The organism is Haloechinothrix halophila YIM 93223 (assembly GCF_000504245.1).
GTDB classification, from domain to species: Bacteria; Actinomycetota; Actinomycetes; order Mycobacteriales; family Pseudonocardiaceae; genus Haloechinothrix_A; species Haloechinothrix_A halophila.
This window is the reverse complement of record NZ_KI632509.1, coordinates 2,248,870-2,273,159: the sequence shown is the minus strand read 5'-3', so window position 1 is coordinate 2,273,159 and position 24,290 is coordinate 2,248,870. Positions and strand designations below refer to the sequence as shown.

Sequence of the window (24,290 nt, the reverse complement as noted above, 5' to 3'; positions counted from 1 at the left end):
TGGACAGCGCCAGTAGCCCGGGCAGGACTGGCCCCGGGCCGGACCGAAGCTGGCGGTTGCTCACGGGAGAGCGGCATGCGGAAGTATCGATTTCTACCCACGAGAAGGAGTCTGCTCGGCAGGTTGGTCATCTCCATTATCGCCGGAGTACTCGTATCCGGCATGGTGACGACGGCATCCGCGGGTGCCGACCACGCCTTCGCCCTTGCTCGTACGTAGTCGTCAACTCGTCATTCGCATTTCAGCCGCCCGGGTTGCTACCGTGCCGATGAGTAGCGCTCGCACGAAGAGGGGGTAGAGCGACATGGTTGGTCCCGGCAACGGCCACTGGGTGCGCACCAGGGATGAGCACAGTGCGAAGGCCTTCGTGGCTGAGCAGGAGATGCGGGCGGCCCGTGAGGACGAGCGCGCCGAGCGTTCGCGCGAGTTCCGCCGCCGCATGTGGCGCAAGATCCGCGGGCTGTTCCGCCGCTCCGCGTAACGGCTAGTTCGTGCCACATGCCGCGCTGCGTCAGCCGCCGCGGCGCGTCAACCGACGTCGGAGAGCGCCTGGCGGAGCGCGTCCAGGAATCCCCTGCTCGTGTGCGGGTCGCGGACGGCGATGCGCAGCCAGTCGGTCGACAGCCCGGGGAAGGTGTCGCCCCGGCGCACCGCGTAGCCCAGTTCGCGGAGCCGCAGCCGCACCTTCTCGCCGTCCGGCACGATGACCAGCACGAACGGCGCTCTGGGACGTCCGGCCACCGTGACGCCCAGCTCGCGCAGACCGTCGACAAGCACCGTGCGGTCCCGCTCGGCACGGGCGGCCAGCCCATCGGACTCCAATGCCGCCTCCGCGCCGCAGCAGGCGGTCACCGCGACAGCGGCGGGTGTCGACACCGACCACGGTGGCTGCACGGCCCGGAGCCGCGCCACCAGCGTGGAGTCGCCCAGCACGTAGCCGGCGCGGAGCCCGGCGATGCCCCACGTCTTGGTCAGGCTGCGCACCACGACCACCCCGTTCAGCCGCTCGCCCGCGAGGCTCTCCGGCTCGCCGGGGATGGCATCGGCGAACGCCTCGTCCACCACGAGCACCCTGCCGGGGCGGCACAGCGCCCGCAGCGTCTTCGCCGGATGCAGCACCGAAGTCGGGTTCGTCGGATTCCCCACCATCACCAGATCGGCTGACTCCGGCACGGCGTGCGGGTTGAGCCGGAAGCCGTCGTCGGCGGACGTCAACACCCGGCTCACCGTGTGTCCGGCACCGCGCAGCGCTACCTCGGGCTCGGTGAACTGCGGGTGCACGATCACCGCGTGTTTCGGCCGTAGCGCGTGCGCCAGCAGCGAGAACGCCTCTGCGGCGCCGGAAGTGACCAGCACCTCATCCAGCGCGCGCCCGTGCCGGGCGGCGACCGCTGTGGCGGCTTCCTTGTCGTCCGGATACGCCGCGAGGTCACCGAGGCACGCGGCGATCCGTTCGCGGAGCCACGGTGGCGGCGACGGCAGCCGCACGTTGACGGCGAGGTCGACCAAGCCGGGCGCGATGTCGGCGTCGCCGTGGTGGCGCAGGTCGTGGCCGTCGCTCGGGCCACTAGAGCCGGGGTCGAACGGACCATCGGGTCCAGGGCCGGGCTGGTCGTCAGTCATACACCGTCCATCACGCTGTGCTCGCTCGCTGGGCACGGACGGCCGCCGTCGCACTGGCCGCGAACCTGCTCGCCAGCGCGGGGTGGCCCGCCCAGTGGATGTGCAGGTACGAGGCGTGCACCCCGGTCGGGCCGGTGACGAAGCCTTCCACGGTGCCCTCGTGCCTGCCGTGGAACCGCCAGGCCGCCTGCCTGCCCTGCGCGGGGGTGACGACCGTGCGGTGGAACTCGTGCCCAGTCACGGTGTCGCCCGCGCTGGCGAGCACGCTGTCGCCGACGGCCCGTGCCGTCCGGTAGCCCAGCGTACGCTTCGGTGTCATCGCGGCGGTGGCATCCAGCACGCCAGCCATCGGCAGCCCGTCCAGCTCCCGGCACAGGTAGGTCAGCCCGGCGCACTCTGCCACCACCGGCAGCCCGCGCGCCGCGGCACCCGCGACCTCGGCCCGCAGCGACTCGTTCGCGGACAGGTCGTCGGCGTGCATCTCGGGGAACCCGCCACCGAAGTACAACCCGGCGCAGCCATCGGGCAGCCGCTCGTCGACGGCGGGATCGACGTCGACGACCGCCACGCCAGCCGCGGTGAGCAACTCGATGTTCTCGGCATAGCGGAACGTGAACGCCCGCCCGCCAGCGGCGGCGACCACCGGGCCACCGGCAGTGCCGGCGACGCCGAGTGCGGCGCCCGGCTCCCATGGCACGCCAAGCAGCGGTGGTGCGGCGGCGGCCACTCGGCGCACCGCGTCCAGGTCGACGCCCTCGGTCACCCAGGCGCGCAGCCGATCCAGCATCGTGGTGGCCTCGCGTTCCCGCTCCCCGACCGGCACCAGCCCGAGGTGCCTGCTCGGTGCGTGAATTCCCTCGGTGCGGTGCAGCGCGCCGAGCACCGGGATGCCGAGCCCTTCGATCGCGGACCGCAGTTCGGTCTCGTGCCGCTCGGAACCGACCTTGTTCAGGATCACCCCGGCCAGCGTCACGTCGGGGTCGTAGCTGGCGAAGCCGTGCACCATCGCGGCGGCGCTGCGGCCCGCGGCACTCGCGTCGACGACCAGCACCACCGGCGCGTCGATCAGCCGTGCGACATGCGCGGTCGACGCGAAGCCCTCGCTGCCGAGCGCGCCGTCGAACAGTCCCATCACGCCCTCGACCACGGCGATGTCAGCCCCGGCCGCGCCGTGCAGGAACAGTGGCACCACCCGCTCCTCGGCCTGCAGGTACGGGTCGAGGTTGCGGCCGGGACGTCCGGTCGCGAGCGCGTGGTAGCTCGGGTCGATGTAGTCCGGGCCGACCTTATGGCCGGAGACGTCCAGCCCGGACGCCCGCAGCGCCGCCATCAGCCCGGTGGCCACGGTCGTCTTGCCGTTGCCGGACGCGGGCGCGGCGATCACCAGCCGGGGCACCCGTCGTGAGTGCTGATCCGAGTTAGAAGTCTGATCAGCACTCACGACCCCTGGGACGGTCACCACTCGATCCCCCGCTGCCCCTTCTGACCGGCGTCCATGGGGTGCTTGACCTTGGTCATCTCCACCACGAGGTCGGCGGCGTCGATCAGCGTGTCCGGGGCGTTGCGGCCGGTGATGATCACGTGCTGGCGACCCTCGCGCTCGCTGATCGTCTTGACAACGTCATCGACGTCCACCCAGCCCCAGTGCAGGATGTAGCTGAACTCGTCCAGCACGTAGAAGTCGTGCTGCTGGGCGGCGATCCTGCGCTTGATCTCCTCCCAGCCCTCGCGCGCGTCGGCGGCGTGGTCCTGTTCGGTGCCCTTCTTACGCGACCAGCTCCAGCCCGCGCCCATCTTGTGCCACTCGACCGGACCGCCCTGGCCGGTGTTCTCGTGCACCTCGCCGAGCGCACGCAACGCGGACTCCTCGCCGACGCGCCACTTGGCGGACTTGACGAACTGGAATACACCGATCGACCAGCCCTGGTTCCATGCCCGCATCGCCATGCCGAACGCGGCAGTCGACTTGCCCTTCATCGGGCCGGTGTGCACCGCGAAGATCGGCCGGTTGCGGCGCTGCCGCGTGGTCAAGCCGTCGTTGGGGACGACGTCTGGCTGTCCTTTCGGCATCAGGCTGCCCTTCCCATCGTGCGAACGCGGACTTCTCCGGCAAGCGTGTCTGCGGCGACCTCGCCGAGCGGCACGTGCTCCCCGCCGAGCCGTTGTGCCAGCTCGCCCGCGAGCCCGAGGCGCATCCTGCCGGTCTCGCAGTCCATGACGACACTGGCGATGCCATTGTTGGCGAGCAACCCGGCAGCCGCATGCGAGCGGGCGACCGGGTCGGGGCCGTGGGTCGCCCTGCCATCGGTGACGACGACGAGCAGCGGCCTGCGCTTCGGGTCACGCAGTGCCTCAACGCGCAGAGCGTCACCCGCCTTGAGCAGCCCCTCGGCCAGCGGAGTCCTGCCACCGGTCGGCAACTCCTCCAGCCGCTTGGCCGCGGCCTCCACGCTGGTCGTCGGGGGTAGCACCAGGTCGGCCTCGCCCCTGCGGAAGGAGACCATGCCGACCTTGTCGCGGCGCTGGTAGGCGTCCAGTAGCAGCGACAGCACGGCGGACTTGACCTCGCGCATCCGCTCGCGCGCGCCCATGGAGCCGGACGCGTCGACACAGAACAGCACGAGGTTGCCCTCGCGGCCCTCCCGCAGCGCGTAGCGCAGGTCGCGGGCCTCGATGCGCGGCCTGCCCCCGATGCCACCGCGCGCCGCTTGGTGCGGGGCGGCGGCATGCAGCGTGGCGACCAGGTGGGCGGAGCCGGAGCGCACCCCGGACGGCAGCGCGCCGATGGTGCGGCCGGACTCGGTGATCGCGCGGGAGCGTTTGCCAAGCTCGCCTGCGCCATTGCCAGAGATGGACAGCAACCGCGCCCGGTACGGACTACCCGCACCGACGGTGCGTTCCCGCTGCCCCTCGGAATCGTCGGAGTCGTCGTTGGTGCCGCTCTGCGGGCTGCTGCTCTGGCCGTTGCCGCTCGCGTCGCCGTTGGGGCTGGGCTGTTCATCCGGAGGTGCCGAACCTGAGCCGGGGCCGTCATCGTCCGGGCCATCCGGGCCGTCGTCCTCGGGGCCGTCGGCGTCCGGGCCATCCGGGCCGTCGTCCTCGGGGCCGTCGGCGTGGTTGTCGTGGGTGCTCAGTGCCTGGTCGAGCTGGTCCTCCTCGATGCCGGGCGCGTCGAACGGGTTGCGCCTACGGCGGTGCGGCAGCGCCAGCCGTGCGGCGACCCTGACGTCCTCGGTGGTCACGTCGGTGCGGCCCGCCCAGGCTGCGTGCGCGACCGCGGTGCGGGCGGTGACGATGTCGGCGCGCATGCCGTCCACTTCGAACGTGGCGCAGACCTCGGCGATCTGCAGCAGCGCGTCGTCGGACAGCACCACCTCGGGCAGCAGCCGCTTGGCCTCGGCGATGCGGTCGGCGAGCGCGGCCTCGTCGTCGGCGTAGTGCGCGGCGAAGCCGTCCGGGTCGGACTCGTAGGCCATGCGGCGCTTGACGACCTCGACGCGCTCGGCGGCGTCCCGGCTGCTGGCCACCTCGACGGTCAGGCCGAACCGGTCGAGCAGCTGCGGGCGGAGCTCGCCCTCTTCGGGGTTCATCGTGCCGATCAGCACGAACCGGGCGGCGTGTGAGATGGACACGCCCTCGCGCTCCACCGTCGCGCGGCCCATAGCCGCCGCGTCGAGCAGGACGTCGACCAGGTGATCGTGCAGCAGGTTGACCTCGTCGACGTAGAGCAGGCCGCGATGCGCCGAGGCGAGCAACCCTGGCTGGTAGTCGGTGACGCCTTCGCCCAGTGCGCGTTCCAGGTTCAGCGAGCCGACGACGCGGTCCTCGGCGGCGCCGACCGGCAGCTCGACCAGCCGCGCAGGACGGTGGTGCGATGCCGCGCCCGCCGGGTGCGGGCCGTCAGGGCAGGCCGGGTCGGGCGCGGCCGGATCGCAGGAGAACCGGCAGGCGTCGACGGCGTCCACGCCGGGCAGCAGCCCCGCGAGCGCGCGGACCATGGTCGACTTCGCGGTGCCTTTCTCGCCACGCACCAGCACGCCACCCACCGCGGGAGAGACCGCGGAGAGCACCAGCGCGAGGCGCAAGTCTGCCATGCCGACGACGGCGGTGAAGGGGAACGGTCGCACACAGGCTCCTTCGCTATCAGCGGATGTCCACGTCCGCTTCAGCCTCGCCCGTCCGGGAAAGCCCCGGCACAGGCAACGACCACCGACGTTCTGGCTCCCTGCGCACGGCAGGTGACAGTGGCGGGACCGCCCCGGACTCGCACCGGGTTCCTCGGCAGCCGTCGACACGGCATCATCCCACACGACCTCTCACGGCGGGGTGCGCATGGTGTCGCGAACGCCGTCTGTGGGACATCTGACGTCGCGACCACGCCGTTCGTGATGGGCGCTGCCTGCTCGGTTACCGTGCGAACGTGGCTTTGGCGGAGCAACGCGGCGTGATCGACGTCGTGGGTATCGGTGCGGACGGCTGGGACGGCCTGTCCGCCCCGGCGCGCGCCGCCGTGACCGAGGCTGAGGTGCTGTTTGGCAGCGACCGGCAGCTCGCGCTGCTCCCGGACTCCGGCGCGAAGCGCGTGCCGTGGCCTAGCCCACTGCTCCCCCAGCTCGACGCGCTGCTCGCGGAGCATGCCGAACGCCGCGTGTGCGTGCTGGCCAGCGGCGACCCGCTGCTTTCTGGGATCGGCACCACGCTGATCCGCATGCTCGGTGCGGAGCGGGTGCGGGTGCTGCCAGCGGTGTCGTCAGTCACGCTGGCGCGGGCGCGGCTCGGCTGGTCCTTCGAGGAGACCGAGGTGATCAGCGCCGTCGGCCGCAACGTGCACCGCGTCGCCCGCGTGCTCGCGCCCGGCGCGCGACTGCTGGTGCTGTCCTCCGACGGCACCACTCCCGGACGGGTCGCCGACGTCCTCACCGCGCGCGGCTACGGCGCGAGCACGCTCACGGTGCTGGCCGACCTCGGCGCGGACGACGAATCGCGCGTCACCGGTGTTGCCAGCGCCTGGCCGGGTGGCGACAGCCCGCCGCTGAACGTCCTCGCGATCGAATGCCGCGCCGACCGGAGCACGACGCCGTTATCGCTGGTCGGCGGGTTGCCGGACGACGCATTCGAGCACGACGGCCAGCTCACCAAGCGCGACCTGCGGGCGAGCGCGCTCGCCCGGTTGGCGCCCATGCCGGGGCAGTTGCTGTGGGACGTCGGCGCGGGCGCGGGCAGCGTCGCCATCGAGTGGCTACGCGCGCACCCGTCGACCCGGGCCGTCGCGTTCGAACGCAACCCCGATCGTGCGGCGCGCGTCACGCGCAACGCCGAACGGCTCGGCGTCCCGGAGCTGGAGGTCGTCGAGGGCGCGGCACCTGACGTGCTGGCACGCGACGAGGCCCCCGACGCGATCTTCGTCGGCGGCGGGGTGAGTGCGCCCGGCGTGCTGACGACGTGTATCCAGCGGCTCGCGCCTGGTGGGCGGCTGGTCGCGCATGGGGTGACGCTGGAGTCCGAGGCCGCCCTCGCCGCAGCGTACCAGGAACACGGCGGCGAGCTGACGCGCATCGCCGTCGAGCACGCCTCGGGCCTCGGCGGCTTCACGGGCTGGCAGCCCGCCCGCACGGTGACGCAGTGGAGCGTGACGCGCTAGCGCCGCCCGCCTCTCCGCGAGTCGCACCGTATTCCGCGCGAGTTTCACCGTATCCGGCGCGAACCGCACCGTATTCCGCGCGAGTTGCACCGAGCCGCGCCGCGCGGACGTCGACGTCGGAACACGTAGCGCCAGAACTCAGAACACGCGCTCCCGCAAGTCGGAACACGCGGCCCCGGAACGCGGGACTCGCGGCTACGGCCCGTCGAACGGGTCCTTCGTCCGGCCGAGAAGGTCGGCCACGGAGTCGAGGATCAGCGTCGGGCGGTAGGGATACCGGCCAGCTGACTCCGTGGTTGAGATCCCGGACAGCACCAGCACCGTTTGCAGCCCGGCTTCCACTCCGGCATGGACATCGGTGTCCATCCTGTCCCCGATCATCACGGTGCTCTCGGAGTGCGCGCCGAGGTTGTTCAGCGCGGAGCGCATCATCAGCGGGTTCGGCTTCCCGACGAAGTACGGCTTCACGCCGGTGGCCCGCTCGATCAGCGCTGCCACCGACCCCGTGGCGGGCAACGACCCCTCCACGCTGGGGCCGGTAGCGTCCGGGTTGGTGGCGATGAACCGCGCGCCACCCTCGATCAGCCGCACCGCCTTGGTGATGGCGGTGAAGCTGTACGTGCGGGTCTCGCCGAGCACCACGTAGTCCGGGTCGGAATCGGTCATGACGTACCCGGCCGCGTGCAGCGCCGTCGTCAGTCCAGCCTCCCCGATCACGAACGCCGAGCCGTTCGGCCGCTGCGAATCGAGGAACTGCGCGGTGGCCAGCGCGGACGTCCAGATCGACTCCTCGGGCACGTCCAGGCCGGTGCGCAACAGCCGGGCACGCAGGTCGCGCGGCGTGTAGATCGAGTTGTTGGTCAGCACGAGGAACGGAATCCCGTTGCCACGCAACTCGGCCAGGAACTCGTCGGCACCGGGCACGAGGTGATCCTCGCGCACCAGCACGCCGTCCATATCGGTCAGATAGCTCCACCGGGGCTCACTCACGCCCCCGACTGTAGGCCGTCGCCACCCGATCCGTCGCCCAGCGGTCAGTCGCCCGCTACCCCTGCCCACGCCTATGTCGCCGCGGCCACGACGTCCGGTGCCGTCAGCCGGGCTGCGTTGGCGGCGTCGTCGTCGACGGCCTGCTGTGCGGAGCGCTCGGCGTGCACCCGATCGCGGTAGCAGGCCACCTCCCGGCGCAACGCACCGGACCCCCAGCTCAGGTGCGGTGCGACCAGGTGGGCGACCTCGGCCGCGGCGGCGAGTCCCCGGTCCGGTGCCTCGATGGAGATCCGCGTCCGCCGCGTGAGGATGTCGTCCAGGTGCAACGCCCCCTCATGAGTGACGGCGTAAACGGCCTCGGCCTTGAGGTAGCCCTCGGCACCGGGGATCGGCTCTGCGAGACGCGGTTCGCGCTCGATCAGCCCGAACAGGTCGGTGACCGCCGAGCCGTAGCGACCGAGCAGTCGCTCCACTGTGGACACCGAGAGCCCATGGCGCTGCGCCACGCTCTCCCTGTCGTCGCGCAGCTCGTGGTAGCCGACCGCGCCCAGGATCGGCAGCTGCTCGGTCACCGACGGCGCGAGCGCCTTGCCGAGCCCGCGCCCGGCGGCATCCACGACGTCGGCGGCCATCACCCGGTACGTGGTGTACTTGCCGCCCGCGATGACGAACAGTCCCGGCGCGGGCTCCGCCACCGCGTGCTCCCGCGAGAGCTGAGCGGTGTCGTCCGACTCCCCGGACAGCAGCGGGCGAAGTCCCGCGTAGACGCCGTCGATGTCGTCCGTGGTCAACGGCTCACGGAGGACGGCGTTGACCCGATCGAGCAGGTAGTCCACATCGGACTTGCTTGCCGCTGGGTGGTCGCGGTCCAGCGTCCATTCGGTGTCCGTGGTGCCGATGATCCAGTGCTCACCCCACGGGATGACGAACAGCACACTCTTCTCGGTGGTGGTGATCAGTCCCGTCTCCAGCCGCATCCGATCGCGCCGCACCAGGAGATGCACGCCCTTGGACATCCGCACGTTGAACGGGCTCGGCAGCCCGGTGAGCTGATGCATCTCGTCGGTCCACACCCCGGTCGCGCTGACGACGCGGCGGGCGCGCACCGCGTACTCCGCGCCGGACTCGACGTCGCGAACCCGCGCGCCGACCACGCGAGCGCCGTCGCGCAGCAGGCCGACGACCTTGGTCCGGGTCAGCACCGTCGCGCCGTGCTGTGCGGCGGTGCGGGCCAGCATCATGGTGTGCCTGGCGTCGTCGACCTGGGCGTCGTAGTAGCGGATCGCCCCGGTCAGCGCCTCAGGGTCCAGTGAAGGCGCGAGGTCAAGCGCCGCGCGCCGGGACAGGTGCCGGTGCGCGGGCAGAGCACGCGCACCGCCGAGGGTGTCGTACAGCGCGACCCCGGCGCCGACGTACGCGCGTTCCCACACCCTGTGCCGCAGCGGGAACAGGAACGGCACCGGCCGCACCAGGTGTGGCGCGAGCCGATGCAGCAGCAACCCGCGTTCCTTCAACGCCTCCCGCACCAGCGCGAAGTCGCGCTGCTCCAGGTAGCGCAGCCCGCCGTGGATCAGCTTGCTGGACCGGCTCGACGTCCCCGCCGCCCAGTCCCGCGCCTCGACCAGCGTGACCGACAGGCCACGCGACGCGGCGTCGAGAGCGGCACCCGCGCCGACGACGCCGCCGCCGATCACCAGAACATCGAGCTCGTCCTCGCCGAGTGTGCCTAGCGCCGAGGCGCGGTATGCCGGGTCCAGTCGTACGGACACTGTGGTTCTCCTCGTCTATTCAAGCTCTGTGACCGGGCGGGGCCACGTCTGGTCCCGTTATTCGTCGACGTCGATCCAGTCGAGGGTGCGCTCTACAGCCTTCTTCCACCGGCCGTAGCCGCGTTCGCGCTGCTGTTCGCTCCAGGTCGGCTGCCAGCGGACGTCCTCGTTCCAGTTCCGCTCCAGCTCGTCGGTGTTCTGCCAGAAGCCGACCGCCAGCCCCGCCGCGTACGCCGCGCCGAGAGCGGTGGTCTCCGCGACCACCGGCCGGGACACCGGTACCCCGAGGATGTCGGCCTGGATCTGCATGCACAGGCTGTTCGCGGTGACGCCGCCGTCGACCCGCAGCACGTCGAGGGTGACGCCGGAGTCAGCCGCCATCGCGTCGACGACGTCGCGGGTCTGGTAGCAAATGGACTCCAGCGTGGCCCGCGCGACGTGCGCGTTGGTGCTGTATCGGGACAGTCCGACAATCGCGCCGCGCGCGTCCGAACGCCAGTACGGCGCGAACAGCCCGGAGAACGCGGGCACGAAGTACACGCCGCCGTTGTCCTCGACCTGGCTGGCGAGCGACTCGCTCTGCTCGGCGCCGGAGATGATGCCGAGCTGGTCGCGCAGCCACTGCACCGCTGATCCGGTGACCGCGATGGATCCTTCCAACGCGTAGGTCGGCTTCGCATCGCCGAACTGGTAGCAGACCGTGGTCAGCAGGCCGTGTTCCGAGCGCACGATCTCGGTACCGGTGTTGAGCAGCAGGAAGTTGCCCGTGCCGTAGGTGTTCTTCGCCTCTCCTGGCCGGAAGCACACCTGCCCGACGGTGGCGGCCTGCTGGTCGCCGAGGTCACCTGCCAGCGGGATCTCGCCACCGAACGGCCCATCCGCGCGGGTCGTGCCGTAGAAGTCCGGGTTGGACGACGGCAGGATGCGCGGCAGCATCGCGCGCGGCACCCCGAAGATCGACAGCAGCTCGACGTCCCAGTCGCAGGTCTCCAGGTTCATCAGCATGGTGCGGCTGGCGTTGGTGACGTCGGTGACGTGCGCCCCGCCGTCGACGCCGCCGGTGAGGTTCCACAGCAGCCAGCTGTCGGTCGTGCCGAACAGCGCCTCGCCACGCTCGGCGTCATCGGCCACGCCGGGCACGTTGTCGAAGATCCAGCGCAGCTTGCCGCCGGAGAAGTACGTCGCGGGCGGCAACCCCGCCTTGCGGCGGATGGTGTCACCGTGGCCGTTGCGCTCCAGGTCGGCGGCGATGCGGTCGGTGCGGGTGTCCTGCCACACGATCGCGTTGCAGTACGGCCGCCCGGTCCGGCGATTCCACACGACCGTGGTTTCACGCTGATTGGTGACGCCGATGGCCGCGAGGTCGCTCGCGTCGAGCTTGGCCTTGGTGAGGGTGCTCTGGATGACCGCGCGGGTGCGCTCCCAGATCTCGGTCGGGTTGTGCTCCACCCACCCCGCCTGCGGCAGGATCTGCTCGTGTTCGAGCTGGTGGCGGGCGATCTCGTTGCCGCCGTGGTCGAACACCATGAAGCGGGTGCTCGTCGTGCCCTGGTCGATCGCGCCGATGTAGTCGCTCATCGTCGTCCTCTCAGTGATACGGGATGCTGGCTGGTCGTCGTGGCCGGTGAGTCGTGGGCGCTGTTCAGAACAACAGTGCGGACGCCAGTCCGGCAAGGCCACCGCCGACCAGCGGGCCCAGTACCGGGATCCAGGCGTATGCCCAGTCGGAGTTCTTGCGCTGTGGCGTGCGCACGGTGCCCGGCCCCGCCGACGCGGCGACGGTGGCGGGAGCGGCGGCCGCTTCCGTGTGCTTGGCGCCGGTCGGCAGCACCGCGTGCGCGATGCGCGGGCCGAGGTCGCGCGCCGGGTTGATGGCGTAGCCGGTGGGTCCGCCGAGTGAGGCGCCGATGCCGACGACGAGCAGCGCGACGGCGGCCGGGCCGAGCCCATGCGGCGTGCCCGCGAACGACAGCACCACGATGACCAGCACGAACGTTCCGATCACCTCGGTGAGGAAGTTCCACCGGTAGGCGCGGATCGCGGGTCCGGTCGCGAACACCGCGAGCTTCTTCTCCTCGTCCTCATCGGCGTCGAAATGGTTCTTGTACGCCAGGTACGCGGCGCACGCACCCAGGAACGCACCGATCAGCTGTCCGCTGATGTACACCGCGGTCGACGCGAGGCTGACGGCGACGCCGTCCGCGTACTCCTCCGCCCCGCTCAGCAGGATCCCGAACGTGACCGCCGGGTTGATGTGGCCGCCCGATTGGTAGGCCACGAACACCCCGGCCATCACCGCGAGGCCCCAGCCGAAGTTGATCAGCAACCAGCCGCCGTCGACGCCCTTGGACTTGGTCAGCAGCACGTTGGCGACCACGCCCGAGCCAAGCAGGATCAGCATGCCGGTACCGAGCACTTCGCTCATGAAGACCGTGCCGAGATCCATGTTCCCTCCTCCATTGCAGGAATGCGATGCGCTCAGACGGTAAGGACGCGATCGGTCGCGCTCTACGGTCGTCGTTCGACAATGCTGAACGGGAACGCTGGCTGCCGCGATCAGACGTGGCTAGCCTCCACCGATCGTGGAGGTTGCTATGACACAGCTCACCGGCGTGCACAGGCTGGTCACACCGCCGGCATCCAGCGTTCGACATTGTCGAATCACGAATTTCCGGATACGTTGCGACGCATGCCGGGTCCGGTCCAAGCCATCGAACGAGCAGCCGCCATCCTGCGGCTACTCGCGCGTGGCTCGGGACGGCTCGGCGTCGGTGAGATCGCCGCGTCGCTCGATCTCGCCAAGGGAACGGCGCACGGCATCCTCCGCACGTTGCAGGGCGTCGGCTTCGTCGAGCAGGACGCCGCGACCGGCAAGTACCAGCTCGGCGCGGCGCTACTGCATCTCGGCACCAGCTACCTCGACGTCAACGAGCTGCGGTCCCGCGCGATCAACTGGGCCGACGCGCTGGCCGCGCGCAGCGGCGAGGCCGTCCGGATCGGCACGCCGCTCGAGGGCAACGTCATGGTCGTGCACCACGTCTTCCGGCCGGACGACACGCTGCAGACCCTCGACGTCGGCACGTTGCTGCCGCTGCACGCGACCGCGCTCGGCAAGGTGCTACTCGCCTACGACGCCGATCTGGCGGCCGAGACACAGCGCTCCGACCTGCCGTCGCTCACCCGGCGCACCGTCGTCAACGCGGCAGCGCTCACTCGCGCGCTGGCCCAGGTCAGGGAGCAAGGCTGGGCAGGGGAAGCGGAGGAGTTCATGCCTGGCGAGGCAGGGATCGCCGCGCCCATCCGCTCCTACGGCGGCCTCGTCGTCGGCGCGATCGGGATCACCGGCCCCGCCGACCGGCTCTGCGACGGAGGACTACGGCCGAGGGCCGATCTGGTTACCCACGTCAGTAACGCCGCCCGTGCGGTGTCGCGCGATCTCGGCGCGAGCCGCTGACAGCACTGGCGCGCCGCGCCACGATGTCGCGTAATGGGGAGGGACACGCGATGACGCAACGCTATGTGATGTCGATCGACCAGGGCACCACCTCGACCCGGTGCATCCTGTTCGACCAGCGCGCCCGGCTGGTGTCGGTGGCGCAGCGCGAGCAGCAGCAGTACTTCCCGCAGCCCGGCTGGGTGGAGCAGGACGCCGTTGAAATCTGGCGCAACGTCGATCGGATCGTCCCCCGCGCGCTGGCCGACGCCGGGATCTCCCCCGATCAGGTCATGGCGCTGGGGATCGCGAACCAGCGGGAGACCACCGTGGTGTGGGACCGCAGGACAGGGACGCCGGTCGGGCGAGCGATCGTGTGGCAGGACGTCCGCACCGAGGAGCTGGTGCGGGAGTTCGAGGGCAAACCGGACGCGGAGACGGTACGCGACCGCTGCGGGCTGCCACTGGCCACCTACTTCGCCGCGCCCCGGCTGCGGTGGCTGCTGGACAACCTCCCCGGACTGCGGGACCGCGCCGAACGCGGCGACGTGCTGTTCGGCACCATGGAGACCTGGCTGATCTGGAACCTCACCGGCGGTGTCGACGGCGGGGAGCACGTCACCGACGTCACCAATGCCAGCCGCACCCTGCTGATGAACCTCGCCACCCTGGCGTGGGACGACGAGCTGCTGTCCTTTTTCGACATTCCGAAGCGGATGCTGCCGGAGATCAAGCCGTCCACAGCGGACTTCGGGCGGACCAAGCGGGTGGTGCCTGGGCTGCGGATCGCGGCGGCGCTCGGTGACCAGCACGCGGCGCTGTTCGGGCAAACCTGCTTCGCGCGCGGCGAGACCAAGTGCACCTACGGCACTGGCAGTTTCCTGCTGATGAACACCGGACGCGAGCTGGTGCGCTCCACCCACGGCCTGCTCACCACCATCGGTTATCAGCTCGGCGGCGAGCCAGCCGTGTACGCGCTGGAAGGGCCGATCGCGGTCACTGGGTCGCTGGTGCAGTGGATCCGCGACAGCCTCGGGCTGATCGGCAGCGCGCCGGAGATCGAGACCCTGGCGCGGACGGTCGACGACAATGGTGGCTGCTACATCGTGCCCGCGTTCTCCGGACTGTTCGCGCCGCACTGGCACAGCGAGGCACGCGGCATCATCGTCGGGCTGACGTCGTACATCACCAAGGGACACCTGGCGCGAGCGGTGCTCGAGGCGACTGGCTGGCAGACCCGCGAGGTGGTCGACGCGATGAACGCCGACTCCGGGCTGACGGCGTCCACGCTGCGGGTCGACGGCGGTATGACGGCCAACCACCTGCTGATGCAGTTCATCGCCGACGTGCTCGACGTCCCGGTCATGCGGCCCATCGTGGCGGAGACCGTGTCACTGGGCGCGGCCTACGCGGCGGGGCTCGGCGTGGGGTTCTGGCCCGACCTGGAGGGGCTGCGGCGCAACTGGCACCTGGCGGCACGATGGCTGCCGCAGCTGGAGGCCAGCCGCAGGGATGCGGAGTACGCAAACTGGCAGCGGGCGGTGGAGCTGACGTTCGGCTGGGCGCAGCCACGACGTCCGGTGTGAGGCGTTGTGGCTCACGTCGTCCCGCACCCCGCCGGAGCGCGGCACCTCGTTGGGGCACGATGGTGTCCGTGACAACGCAGGGCGACGACGGGCGGCAGCAGGACACCGGCAAGGGGACGGTGCACTTCATCGGCGCGGGTCCGGGCGCGGCCGACCTGATCACCGTGCGCGGCAGGGACCTGCTTGCCCACTGCCCGGTGTGCCTCTACCCCGGCAGCCTCACCCCCACCGACCTGCTCGCCCACTGCCCGGACGGCGCGCGCACCATCGACACCGCACAGCTGACCCTTGACGAGATCATCGCGGAGCTGGTGGCCGCGTCCGAGCAGGGACACGACGTCGCGCGGCTGTGCTCCGGCGACCCCGCCGTCTACAGCGCGGTGGCCGAGCAGATGCGCAGGCTCGACGCGGCTGGCGTGCCGTACGCGGTGACGCCGGGGGTGCCCGCGTTCTCCGCCGCCGCCGCGACGCTGGGGCGCGAACTGACCGTGCCGACGGTCGGCCAGAGCCTGGTGATCACACGGGCGCAGGCCCGCTCCACGAGCATGCCTGATGGCGAGAACTTGACGACGTTCGCCGCCAGCGGCGCCACGCTCGCGCTGCACCTGGCGATCGGGCGGATCGAGCAGGTCGTCGACGAGCTGCTGCCACACTACGGTGCCGACTGCCCGGTCGCCGTGGTCGCCAACGCCAGCCAGCCGACCGAGCGGGTGGTACGCGGCACGCTGGGTGAGATCGCGAGGCTGGTGCGCGAGGCCGACATCACCCGCGCGGCGACGATCTTCGTCGGCAAGGTGCTCGCGGCGGAGTCGTTCCCGGACAGCTTCCTGTATTCGGCGGGTCGGGAGCGCGGCACGCAGCCCCGGTCGCTGTGAGGGGAACCCGCCGGCAATGGTTGCTCGCCGCGCGTCGGCTTGTTGATCAGGGTCCCTGCTCGCAGGCCCAACTGAGGCCGACCAAACCGACAATTTTTGGTACTACGAGCAGGGAGGCGGTCGCCGGCTCTGGCCACGCGACGGCAATCCAGCTGAGACCCGGCACCGAACTCCGGTGACGAGGCTCTAGGCGGAGGATGTAGGTGTGACCGTGACGACAGCGCTCGGCACCATGTTCGACACGGTGCTGGACCGGGCCATCGTGCCCGGCTACTCCCGCATCGGCTACCTGCTGCGCAGCAGGCACTGGGACGACGAACCGCGTCCCGGCGCTTTGCGCGGCAAGGCGGTGCTGGTGACCGGCGCTGGCAGGGGGCTTGGCGCCACCACCGCCGTCCGGCTGGCCGAGCTGGGCGCGCGGGTGCACCTCGTGGTGCGGTCCATGGACAAGGCCGAGCGCACCCTCGCCCGGATCGCCGAGGCGGTGCCGTCGGCGGAGGCGCAGGTCGAGGTGTGCGACGTCAGCGACCTCGACCAGGTCACCGAGTTCGCCGCGGAATTCCGGCAGCGGGTTCCCGAGCTGCACGCACTGATCCACAACGCGGGCGTGATGCCCGCCGAGCGCGCCACCACCGCACAACGGCACGAGACAGCGCTGGCCACGCACGTGCTGGGGCCGTTCGTGCTGACGCGGGCGCTGCGGGAGCCACTGTCGGCCGCGGCGCCGGGGCGCGTCATCTTCGTGGCATCGGGTGGCATGTATCCGCAGCGACTGCGCGTCGACGATCCTGAGTTCCGCGAGGGCGAGTACAACGGGACGACCGCCTACGCCAGGACCAAGCGCATGCAGGTGGTGCTGACCGAGTTGTTCGCCGAGCACATTCCGGCCGCGGACGTCGTGGTGCACGCGATGCATCCGGGCTGGGCGAACACGCCAGGGGTCGCCGAATCGATGCCGCTGTTCAACCGGATCGTCGGACCGCTGCTACGCGACGATGAGCAGGGCGCGGACACCATTGTCTGGCTGACCGCCACCGCGCGAGTGGACCATTCGTCGGGGCAATTCTGGCACGACCGCGCGACTCGGCCGACCCACTACGTGCCGTGGACCAGGGAAAACGCCGAGCAACGGGCCAAATTGTGGCAATTGTGCCTCGACGCCGAAGCCGGTCGCTGACTCGGATTCGTCGGCGGCTCGCTCTAGCGTCGGGTCGTGCCCTCGACCACCCACGAAGCCCTCATCGAACTGTTCCGCAACCGGCCAGAGCTGGCAGCCGAGCTGCTCACCGAGCCGTTGGGCATCATGGTGCCCCGCTTCGAGCAGGCGCGGCTCGACTCCGGTGACCTGACAGACCTGGCGCCGACCGAGTACCGGGCGGACGCCGTCGTCGTGCTCACTCGCAACGGAACCGCGGTACTCGCGGTGATCATCGAAGTGCAGCTGGCACGCGACAAGCGCAAACGCAGAACCTGGCCGGTGTACCTGACGACACTGCACGCTCGGTTGCGTTGTCCGGCGATCCTGCTGGTGTTGTGCGCCGATCCGGACACGGCGGGTTGGTGCGCTGCGCCCATTCACGTCGGCCATCCGGGCTGGGAGCTGCGTCCGCTGGCCCTCGGCCCGGACAAGGTTCCGGTCGTCACCGACGTCGACGACGCGCCGCACGCGCCGGAGCTGGTGGTGCTCTCGGCGATGGCGCACGGCACTCACCCGGACCGGGACAAGGTGTTCCGCGCCCTCATCGCGGCGCTGGAACATGTCGATGAAGACCATGCCACGCTCTACCATGACGTCGTGCTCTCGGTGCTCCCGGAAGCGGCACGACACCACCTGGAGGCTCTCTTGCTCACCCGAAAGTACGAATACCAAAGCGACTTCGCCAGGAAGTACTTCGGCCAGGGCAAGGCCGAGGGCGAGAAGGCCGGGCGTGCCGAAGGCGAAGCCAACGCACTGCTCGCCGTGCTGGATGCCCGCGAGATCGCCGTGCCTGAGGAGGCCAAGTCCCGCATCACCGAGTGCACCGACCTGGACCAGCTCGATGCCTGGATTCGCCGTGCGGTCACCGCCACCCGGATCGAGGACGTGCTGGACTGACGGCGCTTACGGCTGGGGTGCGCGGCCGACGATGCGGCCCGCTCGGTCGATGACCACGATGTCGACCTCGACCGGCGCGTCGCCCAGCACGTCGGCCGCCGCCTGCCGCGCCCGTTCCGCGACCAGCCCACCGAGCGCGAGCCCATCCGCTTCGGCCAGGTCCAGCGCGTGCAGCGCGGAGTTCGCGGCGGCGATCTCCCCGGCGAGCGGCTCGTGCCCCGCGTCTCTGGCCAGCTCTGCCAACAGTGCGAGATCCACTTGGGAGCGCTTGGAGTGCAGGTCAAGGTAGCCCGCCGCGAGCTTGGACATCTTGGCGAACCCGCCCGCGATCGACAGCCTCGGCACCGGGTGGCGGCGGATGTACTTGAGCACCGCGCCCGCGAAGTCGCCCATGTCGAGCAGCGCGCTCTCGTCAAGCCCGTACAGCTCGGCGACGACCTGCTCCGACGTGCTGCCCACCGCGCCCGCCACGTGCCGCTCCCCCATCGCGCGGGCGACGTCCACGCCACGCCGGATGCTGTCGATCCACGCCGAGCAGGAATACGGCACCACCACCCCGGTCGTGCCGAGTACCGATAACCCGCCGAGGATGCCGAGCCTCGGGTTCCAGGTGTGGCGGGCCAGCTCCTCGCCGTCCGCGATCGAGATCTCAACGGCGACGTCCGCGGGGACATCATGCGCTGCGGCGACCCGCTCGACGGCCTCGCGCATCAGCCTGCGCGGCACCGGGTTGATCGCTGGCTCCCCGACGTCGAGCGGCAGCCCGGGCCGGGTGACGGTGCCCACGCCTTTCCCGGCGGCGAACGTCACACCGCTGCCCGGCTCACCCCGCCGCACCGTGGCCACGATCAGCGCGCCGTGCGTGACGTCCGGGTCGTCACCGGCGTCCTTGATCACCCCGGCGCTGGCGGCGTCGCCGTCCAATCGTTCGGTGGCCAGCGCGAACGTCGGCCGCTTGCTCTTGGGAAGCACCACCTCGACCGGATCGGGGAACTCGCCGGTGAGCAGCGCGGTGAAGGCCGCCGTGGTGGCGGCCGTCGCACACGCACCCGTGGTCCAGCCGTAGCGCAGATGCTCTCCCATAGTGTGTCCAGTGTGAGCTATCCCGTCCTGATCCTCGGTGGCACGTCCGAGGCCCGCGCGCTTGCGGCTGCCCTGCACGCACGAGGCGTCGCCGTGATGTCCTCGCTGGCGGGCAGGGTCGAACGGCCCCGGCTGCCAGAAGGCGAGGTCAGGCTCGGTGGCTTCGGCGGGCCGGACGGCCTCACGGCCTGGCTGGCCAAGCACGACGTCCGGGCGGTGGTGGACGCCACGCACCCGTTCGCCGCGCGGATCACCGACTCGGCTGTCGCCGCGACCGCACGTGCCGGAGTGCCGCTGCTGCGGCTGGAACGTCCCGGCTGGACCCAGCCGGACGGCGCGGACTGGCGTTGGGTGGACAGCCTGGAGGAGGCGGCCGAGCTGCTGCCCAGCCTCGGCGAGCGAGCGTTTCTCACCAGCGGCAGGCAAGGCCTCGCCGCCTTCGCCGACGTCGACGCGGTGTGGTTCCTGATCCGCTGCGTCGACCCGCCGGAGGCGCCGCTGCCCCAGTATCACGAGCTACTGCTTGACCGTGGTCCGTACACAGTGGACCGCGAGCTTGAGCTGCTGCGCACGCATCGCATCGACGTTCTGGTCAGCAAGGACAGCGGTGGCAGCATGACCGCCGCGAAGCTGACGGCGGCCGCGCGGCACGGCATTCCCTCGGTCATCGTGCGCAGGCCACCCCGGCCAGACACACCCACGGTGTCCGATGTCGACGACGCCCTGCACTGGGCACTGGAGGTGGCATGACCGAGCACGGCACGGCGTTCAGCACCGAGTCCGGCACCGGGTCCGGTACCGAGGCTGGCATGGAGTCCGATCTCGCCCCCGAGCTGGACGCGTTCTACCGCGTGCTGGCACGCAGGCGTGACGTGCGCGCCGAGTTCACCGGGGAGCCGATCGACGACGACGTGCTCATGCGGGTGCTCGGCGCGGCCCACACGGCACCCAGCGTGGGGATGTCGCAGCCGTGGGACTTCGTGCTCGTGTCTGATACCGACACCCGTACCCAGTTCCGGGAGCACGTGCTCAGTGAGCGCGAGGTGTTCGAGTCGCAGCTCGACGGCGAGCGCGGCCACACCTTCCGCAAGATCAAGATCGAGGGCATCCTGGAGTCCAGCCTCGGCGTGGTCGTCACCTACGACCCCGAGCGCGGCTCGCCCGCCGTGCTGGGCAGGCACGCGATCGCGGACGCGGGCCTGTACTCGGTGTGCCTGGCGATCCAGAACCTGTGGCTGGCCGCGACGGCGGAGAACTTGGGTGTGGGCTGGGTGAGTTTCTACCGCGAGGAGTTCCTGGCCAACCTGGTCGGGCTACCCGAAGGCGTGCGCCCGGTGGCCTGGCTGTGCATTGGCCCGGTGCGAAAGTTGCAGCAGGTACCGGATCTGGAACGGCACGGCTGGCGGAGCCGCAAGCCGCTCACCGAGGCGCTGCACTGGGAGCGCTACGGCGCGCGCTGACCCGCGCGTGTGGCGACGTCGGCAGGCGTCACCGCGGTGATGAAGCGCCGTCGGGAGCACGCGGCACCACTCGATTCGGTGAACCCCACAACAAAACCCGCATCCTCATCGCCGGACGGGCGTTAGGCCACATGGACCATGGCGCGGCGACGCCTCGCTACCGGCGCGACGGGTGCTTCCCTGACCGCGCCGGTGCGAGGCGTCGGGTCCCAACCAGCACGGATCAGTCGTAGCTGCGCGGCGTCCACACCGTCTGAGTGCCGTCCCGTTCCACCACGCGAGTCTTCGACGAGCCGACGATCAGCAGGCACCGCATGTCCACAGTGGCGGGATCCAGCTCACCGAGCGTGGTGACCGTCACCGACTCCTCGTCGCCGCCAATATCGCGGGCGATGACGACCGGCGTGGTCTCCGCGCGGTGCCGCAATAGCACGTCACGCGCCTTACCGAGCTGCTCGGTGCGGCTGCGCGAGGCCGGGTTATAGAGCGCGACGGCGAGATCGGCCGCGCCAACGGCGTCCAGCCTGCGCTCGATGATCTCCCACGGCTTGAGCCGATCGGACAGCGAGAGTACGCAGTAGTCGTGCCCCAGCGGCGCACCGACCCGGGACGCTGCGGCCTGCGCGGCGGTCACGCCGGGCAGCACCCGCACCCTGACGTCGGCCCAGCGGGGCTCCTCTGCCTGTTCCAGCACGGCGGCCGCCATGGCGAACACGCCGGGATCGCCGGACGACACCACCGCGACGGACGCGCCGTCGCGGGCCAGTTCGAGCGCTTCCGTGGCGCGGTCGGCTTCCACCCGGTTGCCGGAACTGTGCCGCTGCTGGCCCTGCCGTTGCGGCACCCGCGCGACGTAGGGGCCGTAGCCGACCAGATGCTCGGCCTCCGCGAGCGCCTGCGCGGCCTCCGGCGTCAGCCACTCCGGCCCAGCGGGTCCGAGGCCCACGACGACGACCTCGCCACCGGTGCCCGGTCGTGAGTGCTGATCAGAGTTAGAACCGTGATCAGCACTCACGACTCCTGAGCCACCCTTGCGGGCGGCGTACGCAGGGCTGGCCAGCAGCGCCACCGAGAAGTAGGGGACTGTCTCCGGGTCGATGTCGGCCAGCGGCGCCACCCGTTGCACACCCCTGCCGGTAGACCCTGGCCCGGCCTCGTCGTGCCAGGTGGCGCGCTCGACGTAGTAGGCGTCGTCGAGCTTGCCCGCCTCCTCGAACGCCGAGCGCACCGAGCCGAACGTCCGACCGAGCTTCATCACGGCGGCGGCGTCGGCGTCCGCCAGCCGCATCGCCAGCTCCGGGGTCGGCAACGTGCCGGGCAGCACGGTCAGTACCTCATCGCGCTGCGCCAGCGGCCTGCCGAGCGCGGCGGACGCGGCGCTCACCGACGTCACGCCGGGCACGGCCACCGCACGGTAGCGGTCGCAGAGTCGCTCGTGCATGTACATGTAGGAGCCGTAGAAGAACGGGTCACCCTCGCAGAGCAGCACCACGTCGCGTCCCGCGTCGAGATGTTCGGCGAGCCGCTTGGCGGCGTGCTCGTAGAACTCCTGGATCACGCCCTCGTAGCCGCCGGGGTGGTTGGTGCCCTCGGTGGTGACCGGGTACATCAGGCGCTCTTCGTGCTGGTCACCACGCAGATACGGCTCGGCGACCGAGCGAGCGATGCTACGGCCGTGGCGGGCGCAGTGGTAGGCGATGACGTCGGCCTCACCGATCAGCCTGGCCGCCTTGACGGTCATCAGTTCGGGGTCACCTGGTCCGAGGCCAACGCCCCACAGCGTGCCGGTGGCTTGCGCGGTCACAGTTCCGCCTCCTGTGCGATCGCGTTGAGCGCGGCCACGGCCATGGCGCTGCCGCCACGCCTGCCATGCACCACCAGATACGGCGCGGGTGCCCGCGCGGCCAGCTCCTCCTTGGACTCGACGGCGCCGATGAACCCGACAGGAACGCCGATGATCGCGGCGGGCGCGCCGACGCCCTCGTCCAGTAGCTCCAGCAGCCGGAACAGCGCGGTGGGCGCGTTGCCGATAGCGACGACGGAGCCGGGCAGCCGGTCACGCCACAGCTCCAGCGCCGCCGCGCTGCGGGTGGTGTCCAGCTTCGTGGCGAGGTCGGGCACCCGAGGGTCGGCCAGCGTGCACACCACGTCGTTGTCGGCGGGCAACCTGCGGCGGGTGACGCCGGAGGCGATCATCTTCGCGTCGGTGAGGATCGGAGCGCCCGAACGGAGCGCGTCGTGGCCCGCCTTGACGACGTCCGGCGTAAACGCGACGTCGCGGGCGAGGTCGGTCATCCCGCAGGAGTGGATCATGCGGACGACGACGCGTTCGACGTCGCTTGGCAGCCGGTCGACGTCGGCTTCCGCCCTGATCGTGGCGAACGAGCGGCGGTAGATCTCCGCCCCGTCGGTGAGGTAGTCGATCACGTGCGTCCTTTCTGTGCCTCCCACGCCGGCGGGCGTGCTCCGCGCTCAACGCCGCTGGTCGCGTGCGGCGCGGTGTCTCCCGCGCCGGTCGCGCGTTTCCGTGCCAGCACGTCCGCCAACTCCTCCACGGGAACCTTGTCGCCGTCGACCAGGTAGCCATCGTCGGCGGCGAGGACGTCGACGGCCGGGGTGGACGGTCTGCCACATCGGCGGGTACAGCCTGCGAAGTGTGCCGCAACGCCCGGTTCGTCATTCACGGTGGCCAGCTCGGACATGGCATTCGTCGCATCCACACGGACATCCGCGAGCGCCTTGCCGCACCCCTGACTGCCGATGCAGGCGGTGATCGACGCGGCGGGGTTGTGCGGCTCGACCAGCAGTCCCGCGTGGTGTAGACGTCGGGTCGCGGCGTAGGCGTCCTCGGGGTCGAGGTCTGGTAGCAGCACCGACCGCCACGGTGTGACGATCACCTCACCGGCGATCTCGGCGAGCAGCCGCACGTGCTCCGCCATCGCCGTCCCGAACCGGAGTCCCGCTTGGACGGCGGACCGGCCGTCGTCCTGGCGCAGCGTGCCGAGCGGGGGGACGCTATCGCGGTGCTGAACGATGTCGCCGCTCCCAGTGCCTTGACCGTGTCGTTCGCCGCAGGCCGCCGCGAGCACGGCCGAGCGCTGGGTGTCGTCCAGCTCCCGCACCTGCCACGCCTCGCCCCGGCACCGCACGAACGCCGCCGCGACGTCGACAAGGACGTCGACGGCCTCGGTGACCGGCACCCGCACACCGGTGTCCTCCCCCGCCAGCAGCAGCGCGCCGGAGTCGCCGGACACCGCACGCCAGCAGACGTCGACCCGGTCGTCGAACGACCCGCCGACATCGCCGCGCCCGTCGTCGAGGCCGAACCAGAACCGCCCCGGCAACTCCGCCAGTGCGGGCCGCGCGCAGATCGCGGAGTCCAACTTCGCTACCAGCGGCCGGACATCGGCCAGCCCGCCGAGCAGGCCGGACGCCGGCGAAGCGACCACGTTGCGGACCCGCTCATGCGTCGCGGAGGGCAACAGCCCCGCATCGGCCAGTCGTTCGGCCAACGCAGCGGTGTCGCAGACCCCGCGCAGCTGCACGTTGGCGCGGGAAGTCAGGTGCAGCGTGCCGTCGCCAAGCATCTCGGCACAGGAAGCGAGCTCGCCCAGCTGCGCGCCACTCACGCGGCCACCGGGCAACCGCACCCGCGCCAGCGCACCATCGTCGGCGGCATGCGTCGTCAGCGCCCCAGGGCAGGCGTCCGTGGCACGGGTCCGATGGTTAGGCACA

The 24,290-nt window shown here is 70.9% G+C and carries 22 protein-coding genes; 10 read left to right on the top strand and 12 right to left on the bottom strand.

The features are described 5' to 3' along the window. Positions 1-75: 75 nt before the first annotated feature. Positions 76-219, top strand: a complete 144-nt coding sequence (locus tag AMYHA_RS26965; RefSeq protein WP_157361995.1) for a hypothetical protein — start codon at positions 76-78, stop codon at positions 217-219. An 85-nt stretch (positions 220-304) separates the two neighbouring features. Next, complete coding sequence (locus AMYHA_RS26960) at positions 305-481, top strand: hypothetical protein (RefSeq protein WP_157361993.1); 177 nt, start codon at positions 305-307, stop codon at positions 479-481. 47 nt (positions 482-528) lie between these two features. Here the strand turns inward: AMYHA_RS26960 and cobC are convergent, their stop codons facing one another. From cobC to AMYHA_RS10225, 4 genes are all read right to left on the bottom strand, one after another. Further along, entirely contained in the window at positions 529-1,623 is a 1,095-nt protein-coding gene (gene cobC, locus AMYHA_RS10240) for an Rv2231c family pyridoxal phosphate-dependent protein CobC (RefSeq protein ID WP_084037043.1), read from the bottom strand. Positions 1,624-1,633: 10 nt separating this feature from the next. Then, the gene (locus tag AMYHA_RS10235) at positions 1,634-3,010 is read right to left on the bottom strand and encodes a cobyrinate a,c-diamide synthase (protein ID WP_084037572.1); all 1,377 of its coding nucleotides are present in this window, start codon (positions 3,008-3,010) and stop codon (positions 1,634-1,636) included. A 68-nt stretch (positions 3,011-3,078) separates the two neighbouring features. Next, positions 3,079-3,693 (bottom strand): cob(I)yrinic acid a,c-diamide adenosyltransferase, encoded by a 615-nt coding sequence (cobO, locus tag AMYHA_RS10230; protein ID WP_034270393.1) that lies wholly within the window; start codon positions 3,691-3,693, stop codon positions 3,079-3,081. Then, the gene (locus AMYHA_RS10225; protein ID WP_034270391.1) at positions 3,693-5,750 is read right to left on the bottom strand and encodes a putative cobaltochelatase; all 2,058 of its coding nucleotides are present in this window, start codon (positions 5,748-5,750) and stop codon (positions 3,693-3,695) included. The genes cobO and AMYHA_RS10225 overlap by 1 nt, the downstream gene beginning before the upstream one ends. A gap of 293 nt (positions 5,751-6,043) precedes the next feature. Here AMYHA_RS10225 and cbiE point away from each other — a divergent pair, with 293 nt between their 5' ends. Then, positions 6,044-7,264: a precorrin-6y C5,15-methyltransferase (decarboxylating) subunit CbiE gene (gene cbiE / locus AMYHA_RS10220; RefSeq protein ID WP_231104684.1), complete on the top strand. Its 1,221-nt coding sequence runs from the start codon at positions 6,044-6,046 to the stop codon at positions 7,262-7,264. A 195-nt stretch (positions 7,265-7,459) separates the two neighbouring features. Here the strand turns inward: cbiE and AMYHA_RS10215 are convergent, their stop codons facing one another. From AMYHA_RS10215 to AMYHA_RS10200, 4 genes are all read right to left on the bottom strand, one after another. Further along, positions 7,460-8,254 carry an HAD-IIA family hydrolase gene (locus AMYHA_RS10215; RefSeq protein ID WP_034270384.1) on the bottom strand — a complete coding sequence of 265 codons (795 nt, stop codon included), beginning with the start codon at positions 8,252-8,254 and terminating at the stop codon, positions 7,460-7,462. A 71-nt stretch (positions 8,255-8,325) separates the two neighbouring features. Further along, the gene (locus AMYHA_RS10210; RefSeq protein ID WP_034270382.1) at positions 8,326-10,023 is read right to left on the bottom strand and encodes a glycerol-3-phosphate dehydrogenase/oxidase; all 1,698 of its coding nucleotides are present in this window, start codon (positions 10,021-10,023) and stop codon (positions 8,326-8,328) included. Between the two features lie 57 nt (positions 10,024-10,080). Then, complete coding sequence (glpK, locus tag AMYHA_RS10205) at positions 10,081-11,601, bottom strand: glycerol kinase GlpK (RefSeq protein ID WP_034270380.1); 1,521 nt, start codon at positions 11,599-11,601, stop codon at positions 10,081-10,083. Between the two features lie 64 nt (positions 11,602-11,665). After that, positions 11,666-12,469, bottom strand: a complete 804-nt coding sequence (locus AMYHA_RS10200) for an MIP/aquaporin family protein (protein ID WP_034270377.1) — start codon at positions 12,467-12,469, stop codon at positions 11,666-11,668. Positions 12,470-12,712: 243 nt separating this feature from the next. Here AMYHA_RS10200 and AMYHA_RS10195 point away from each other — a divergent pair, with 243 nt between their 5' ends. The 5 genes from AMYHA_RS10195 to AMYHA_RS10175 all read left to right on the top strand — a co-directional run bounded on the left by AMYHA_RS10195 (position 12,713) and on the right by AMYHA_RS10175 (position 18,012). Continuing rightward, the gene (locus AMYHA_RS10195; protein ID WP_034270374.1) at positions 12,713-13,477 is read left to right on the top strand and encodes an IclR family transcriptional regulator; all 765 of its coding nucleotides are present in this window, start codon (positions 12,713-12,715) and stop codon (positions 13,475-13,477) included. Between the two features lie 50 nt (positions 13,478-13,527). Further along, entirely contained in the window at positions 13,528-15,042 is a 1,515-nt protein-coding gene (glpK, locus tag AMYHA_RS10190; protein ID WP_034270372.1) for a glycerol kinase GlpK, read from the top strand. A gap of 68 nt (positions 15,043-15,110) precedes the next feature. Continuing rightward, positions 15,111-15,917 carry a precorrin-4 C(11)-methyltransferase gene (cobM, locus tag AMYHA_RS10185; protein ID WP_231104683.1) on the top strand — a complete coding sequence of 269 codons (807 nt, stop codon included), beginning with the start codon at positions 15,111-15,113 and terminating at the stop codon, positions 15,915-15,917. A gap of 205 nt (positions 15,918-16,122) precedes the next feature. Next, complete coding sequence (locus AMYHA_RS10180; protein WP_157361991.1) at positions 16,123-17,094, top strand: SDR family NAD(P)-dependent oxidoreductase; 972 nt, start codon at positions 16,123-16,125, stop codon at positions 17,092-17,094. Positions 17,095-17,130: 36 nt separating this feature from the next. Further along, positions 17,131-18,012, top strand: coding sequence for a hypothetical protein (locus AMYHA_RS10175; protein WP_034270369.1), 882 nt, complete (start codon positions 17,131-17,133; stop codon positions 18,010-18,012). Between the two features lie 6 nt (positions 18,013-18,018). Here AMYHA_RS10175 and AMYHA_RS10170 read toward each other — a convergent pair whose 3' ends face one another. Further along, a complete protein-coding gene (locus AMYHA_RS10170; RefSeq protein WP_034270366.1) occupies positions 18,019-19,095 on the bottom strand; it encodes a cobalt-precorrin-5B (C(1))-methyltransferase in 1,077 nt (358 codons plus the stop codon). Between the two features lie 12 nt (positions 19,096-19,107). Here AMYHA_RS10170 and AMYHA_RS10165 point away from each other — a divergent pair, with 12 nt between their 5' ends. Both AMYHA_RS10165 and bluB read left to right on the top strand, forming a co-directional pair. Then, positions 19,108-19,845 carry a cobalt-precorrin-6A reductase gene (locus AMYHA_RS10165; protein WP_407919883.1) on the top strand — a complete coding sequence of 246 codons (738 nt, stop codon included), beginning with the start codon at positions 19,108-19,110 and terminating at the stop codon, positions 19,843-19,845. 59 nt (positions 19,846-19,904) lie between these two features. After that, a complete protein-coding gene (gene bluB, locus AMYHA_RS10160) occupies positions 19,905-20,555 on the top strand; it encodes a 5,6-dimethylbenzimidazole synthase (RefSeq protein ID WP_034276646.1) in 651 nt (216 codons plus the stop codon). Between the two features lie 223 nt (positions 20,556-20,778). On the opposite strand, the gene cobJ is transcribed toward bluB, so the two are convergent. From cobJ to cobG, 3 genes are read right to left on the bottom strand one after another with little or no spacing between them, the layout of a single operon-like run. Next, positions 20,779-22,296: a precorrin-3B C(17)-methyltransferase gene (gene cobJ / locus AMYHA_RS10155; protein ID WP_051400371.1), complete on the bottom strand. Its 1,518-nt coding sequence runs from the start codon at positions 22,294-22,296 to the stop codon at positions 20,779-20,781. A 59-nt stretch (positions 22,297-22,355) separates the two neighbouring features. Continuing rightward, the gene (locus AMYHA_RS10150; protein WP_034270361.1) at positions 22,356-22,982 is read right to left on the bottom strand and encodes a precorrin-8X methylmutase; all 627 of its coding nucleotides are present in this window, start codon (positions 22,980-22,982) and stop codon (positions 22,356-22,358) included. Further along, on the bottom strand, positions 22,979-24,289 hold the full coding sequence (cobG, locus tag AMYHA_RS10145; RefSeq protein ID WP_084037570.1) for a precorrin-3B synthase: 1,311 nt from the start codon (positions 24,287-24,289) through the stop codon (positions 22,979-22,981). Before cobG ends, AMYHA_RS10150 begins: the two co-directional genes overlap by 4 nt. Position 24,290 lies beyond the last annotated feature (1 nt).

Excerpts from the sequence above, each read along its gene's own strand:
- AMYHA_RS26965 (WP_157361995.1), top strand. The coding sequence starts at position 76 with ATGCGGAAGTATCGATTTCTACCCACGAGAAGGAGTCTGCTCGGCAGG.
- AMYHA_RS26960 (WP_157361993.1), top strand. The coding sequence starts at position 305 with ATGGTTGGTCCCGGCAACGGCCACTGGGTGCGCACCAGGGATGAGCAC.
- cobC (WP_084037043.1), bottom strand. The coding sequence starts at position 1,623 with ATGACTGACGACCAGCCCGGCCCTGGACCCGATGGTCCGTTCGACCCC.
- cobO (WP_034270393.1), bottom strand. The coding sequence starts at position 3,693 with ATGCCGAAAGGACAGCCAGACGTCGTCCCCAACGACGGCTTGACCACG.
- glpK (WP_034270380.1), bottom strand. The coding sequence starts at position 11,601 with ATGAGCGACTACATCGGCGCGATCGACCAGGGCACGACGAGCACCCGC.
- AMYHA_RS10200 (WP_034270377.1), bottom strand. The coding sequence starts at position 12,469 with ATGGATCTCGGCACGGTCTTCATGAGCGAAGTGCTCGGTACCGGCATG.
- AMYHA_RS10195 (WP_034270374.1), top strand. The coding sequence starts at position 12,713 with ATGCCGGGTCCGGTCCAAGCCATCGAACGAGCAGCCGCCATCCTGCGG.
- glpK (WP_034270372.1), top strand. The coding sequence starts at position 13,528 with ATGACGCAACGCTATGTGATGTCGATCGACCAGGGCACCACCTCGACC.
- AMYHA_RS10170 (WP_034270366.1), bottom strand. The coding sequence starts at position 19,095 with ATGGGAGAGCATCTGCGCTACGGCTGGACCACGGGTGCGTGTGCGACG.
- bluB (WP_034276646.1), top strand. The coding sequence starts at position 19,905 with ATGGAGTCCGATCTCGCCCCCGAGCTGGACGCGTTCTACCGCGTGCTG.
- cobJ (WP_051400371.1), bottom strand. The coding sequence starts at position 22,296 with ATGACCGTCAAGGCGGCCAGGCTGATCGGTGAGGCCGACGTCATCGCC.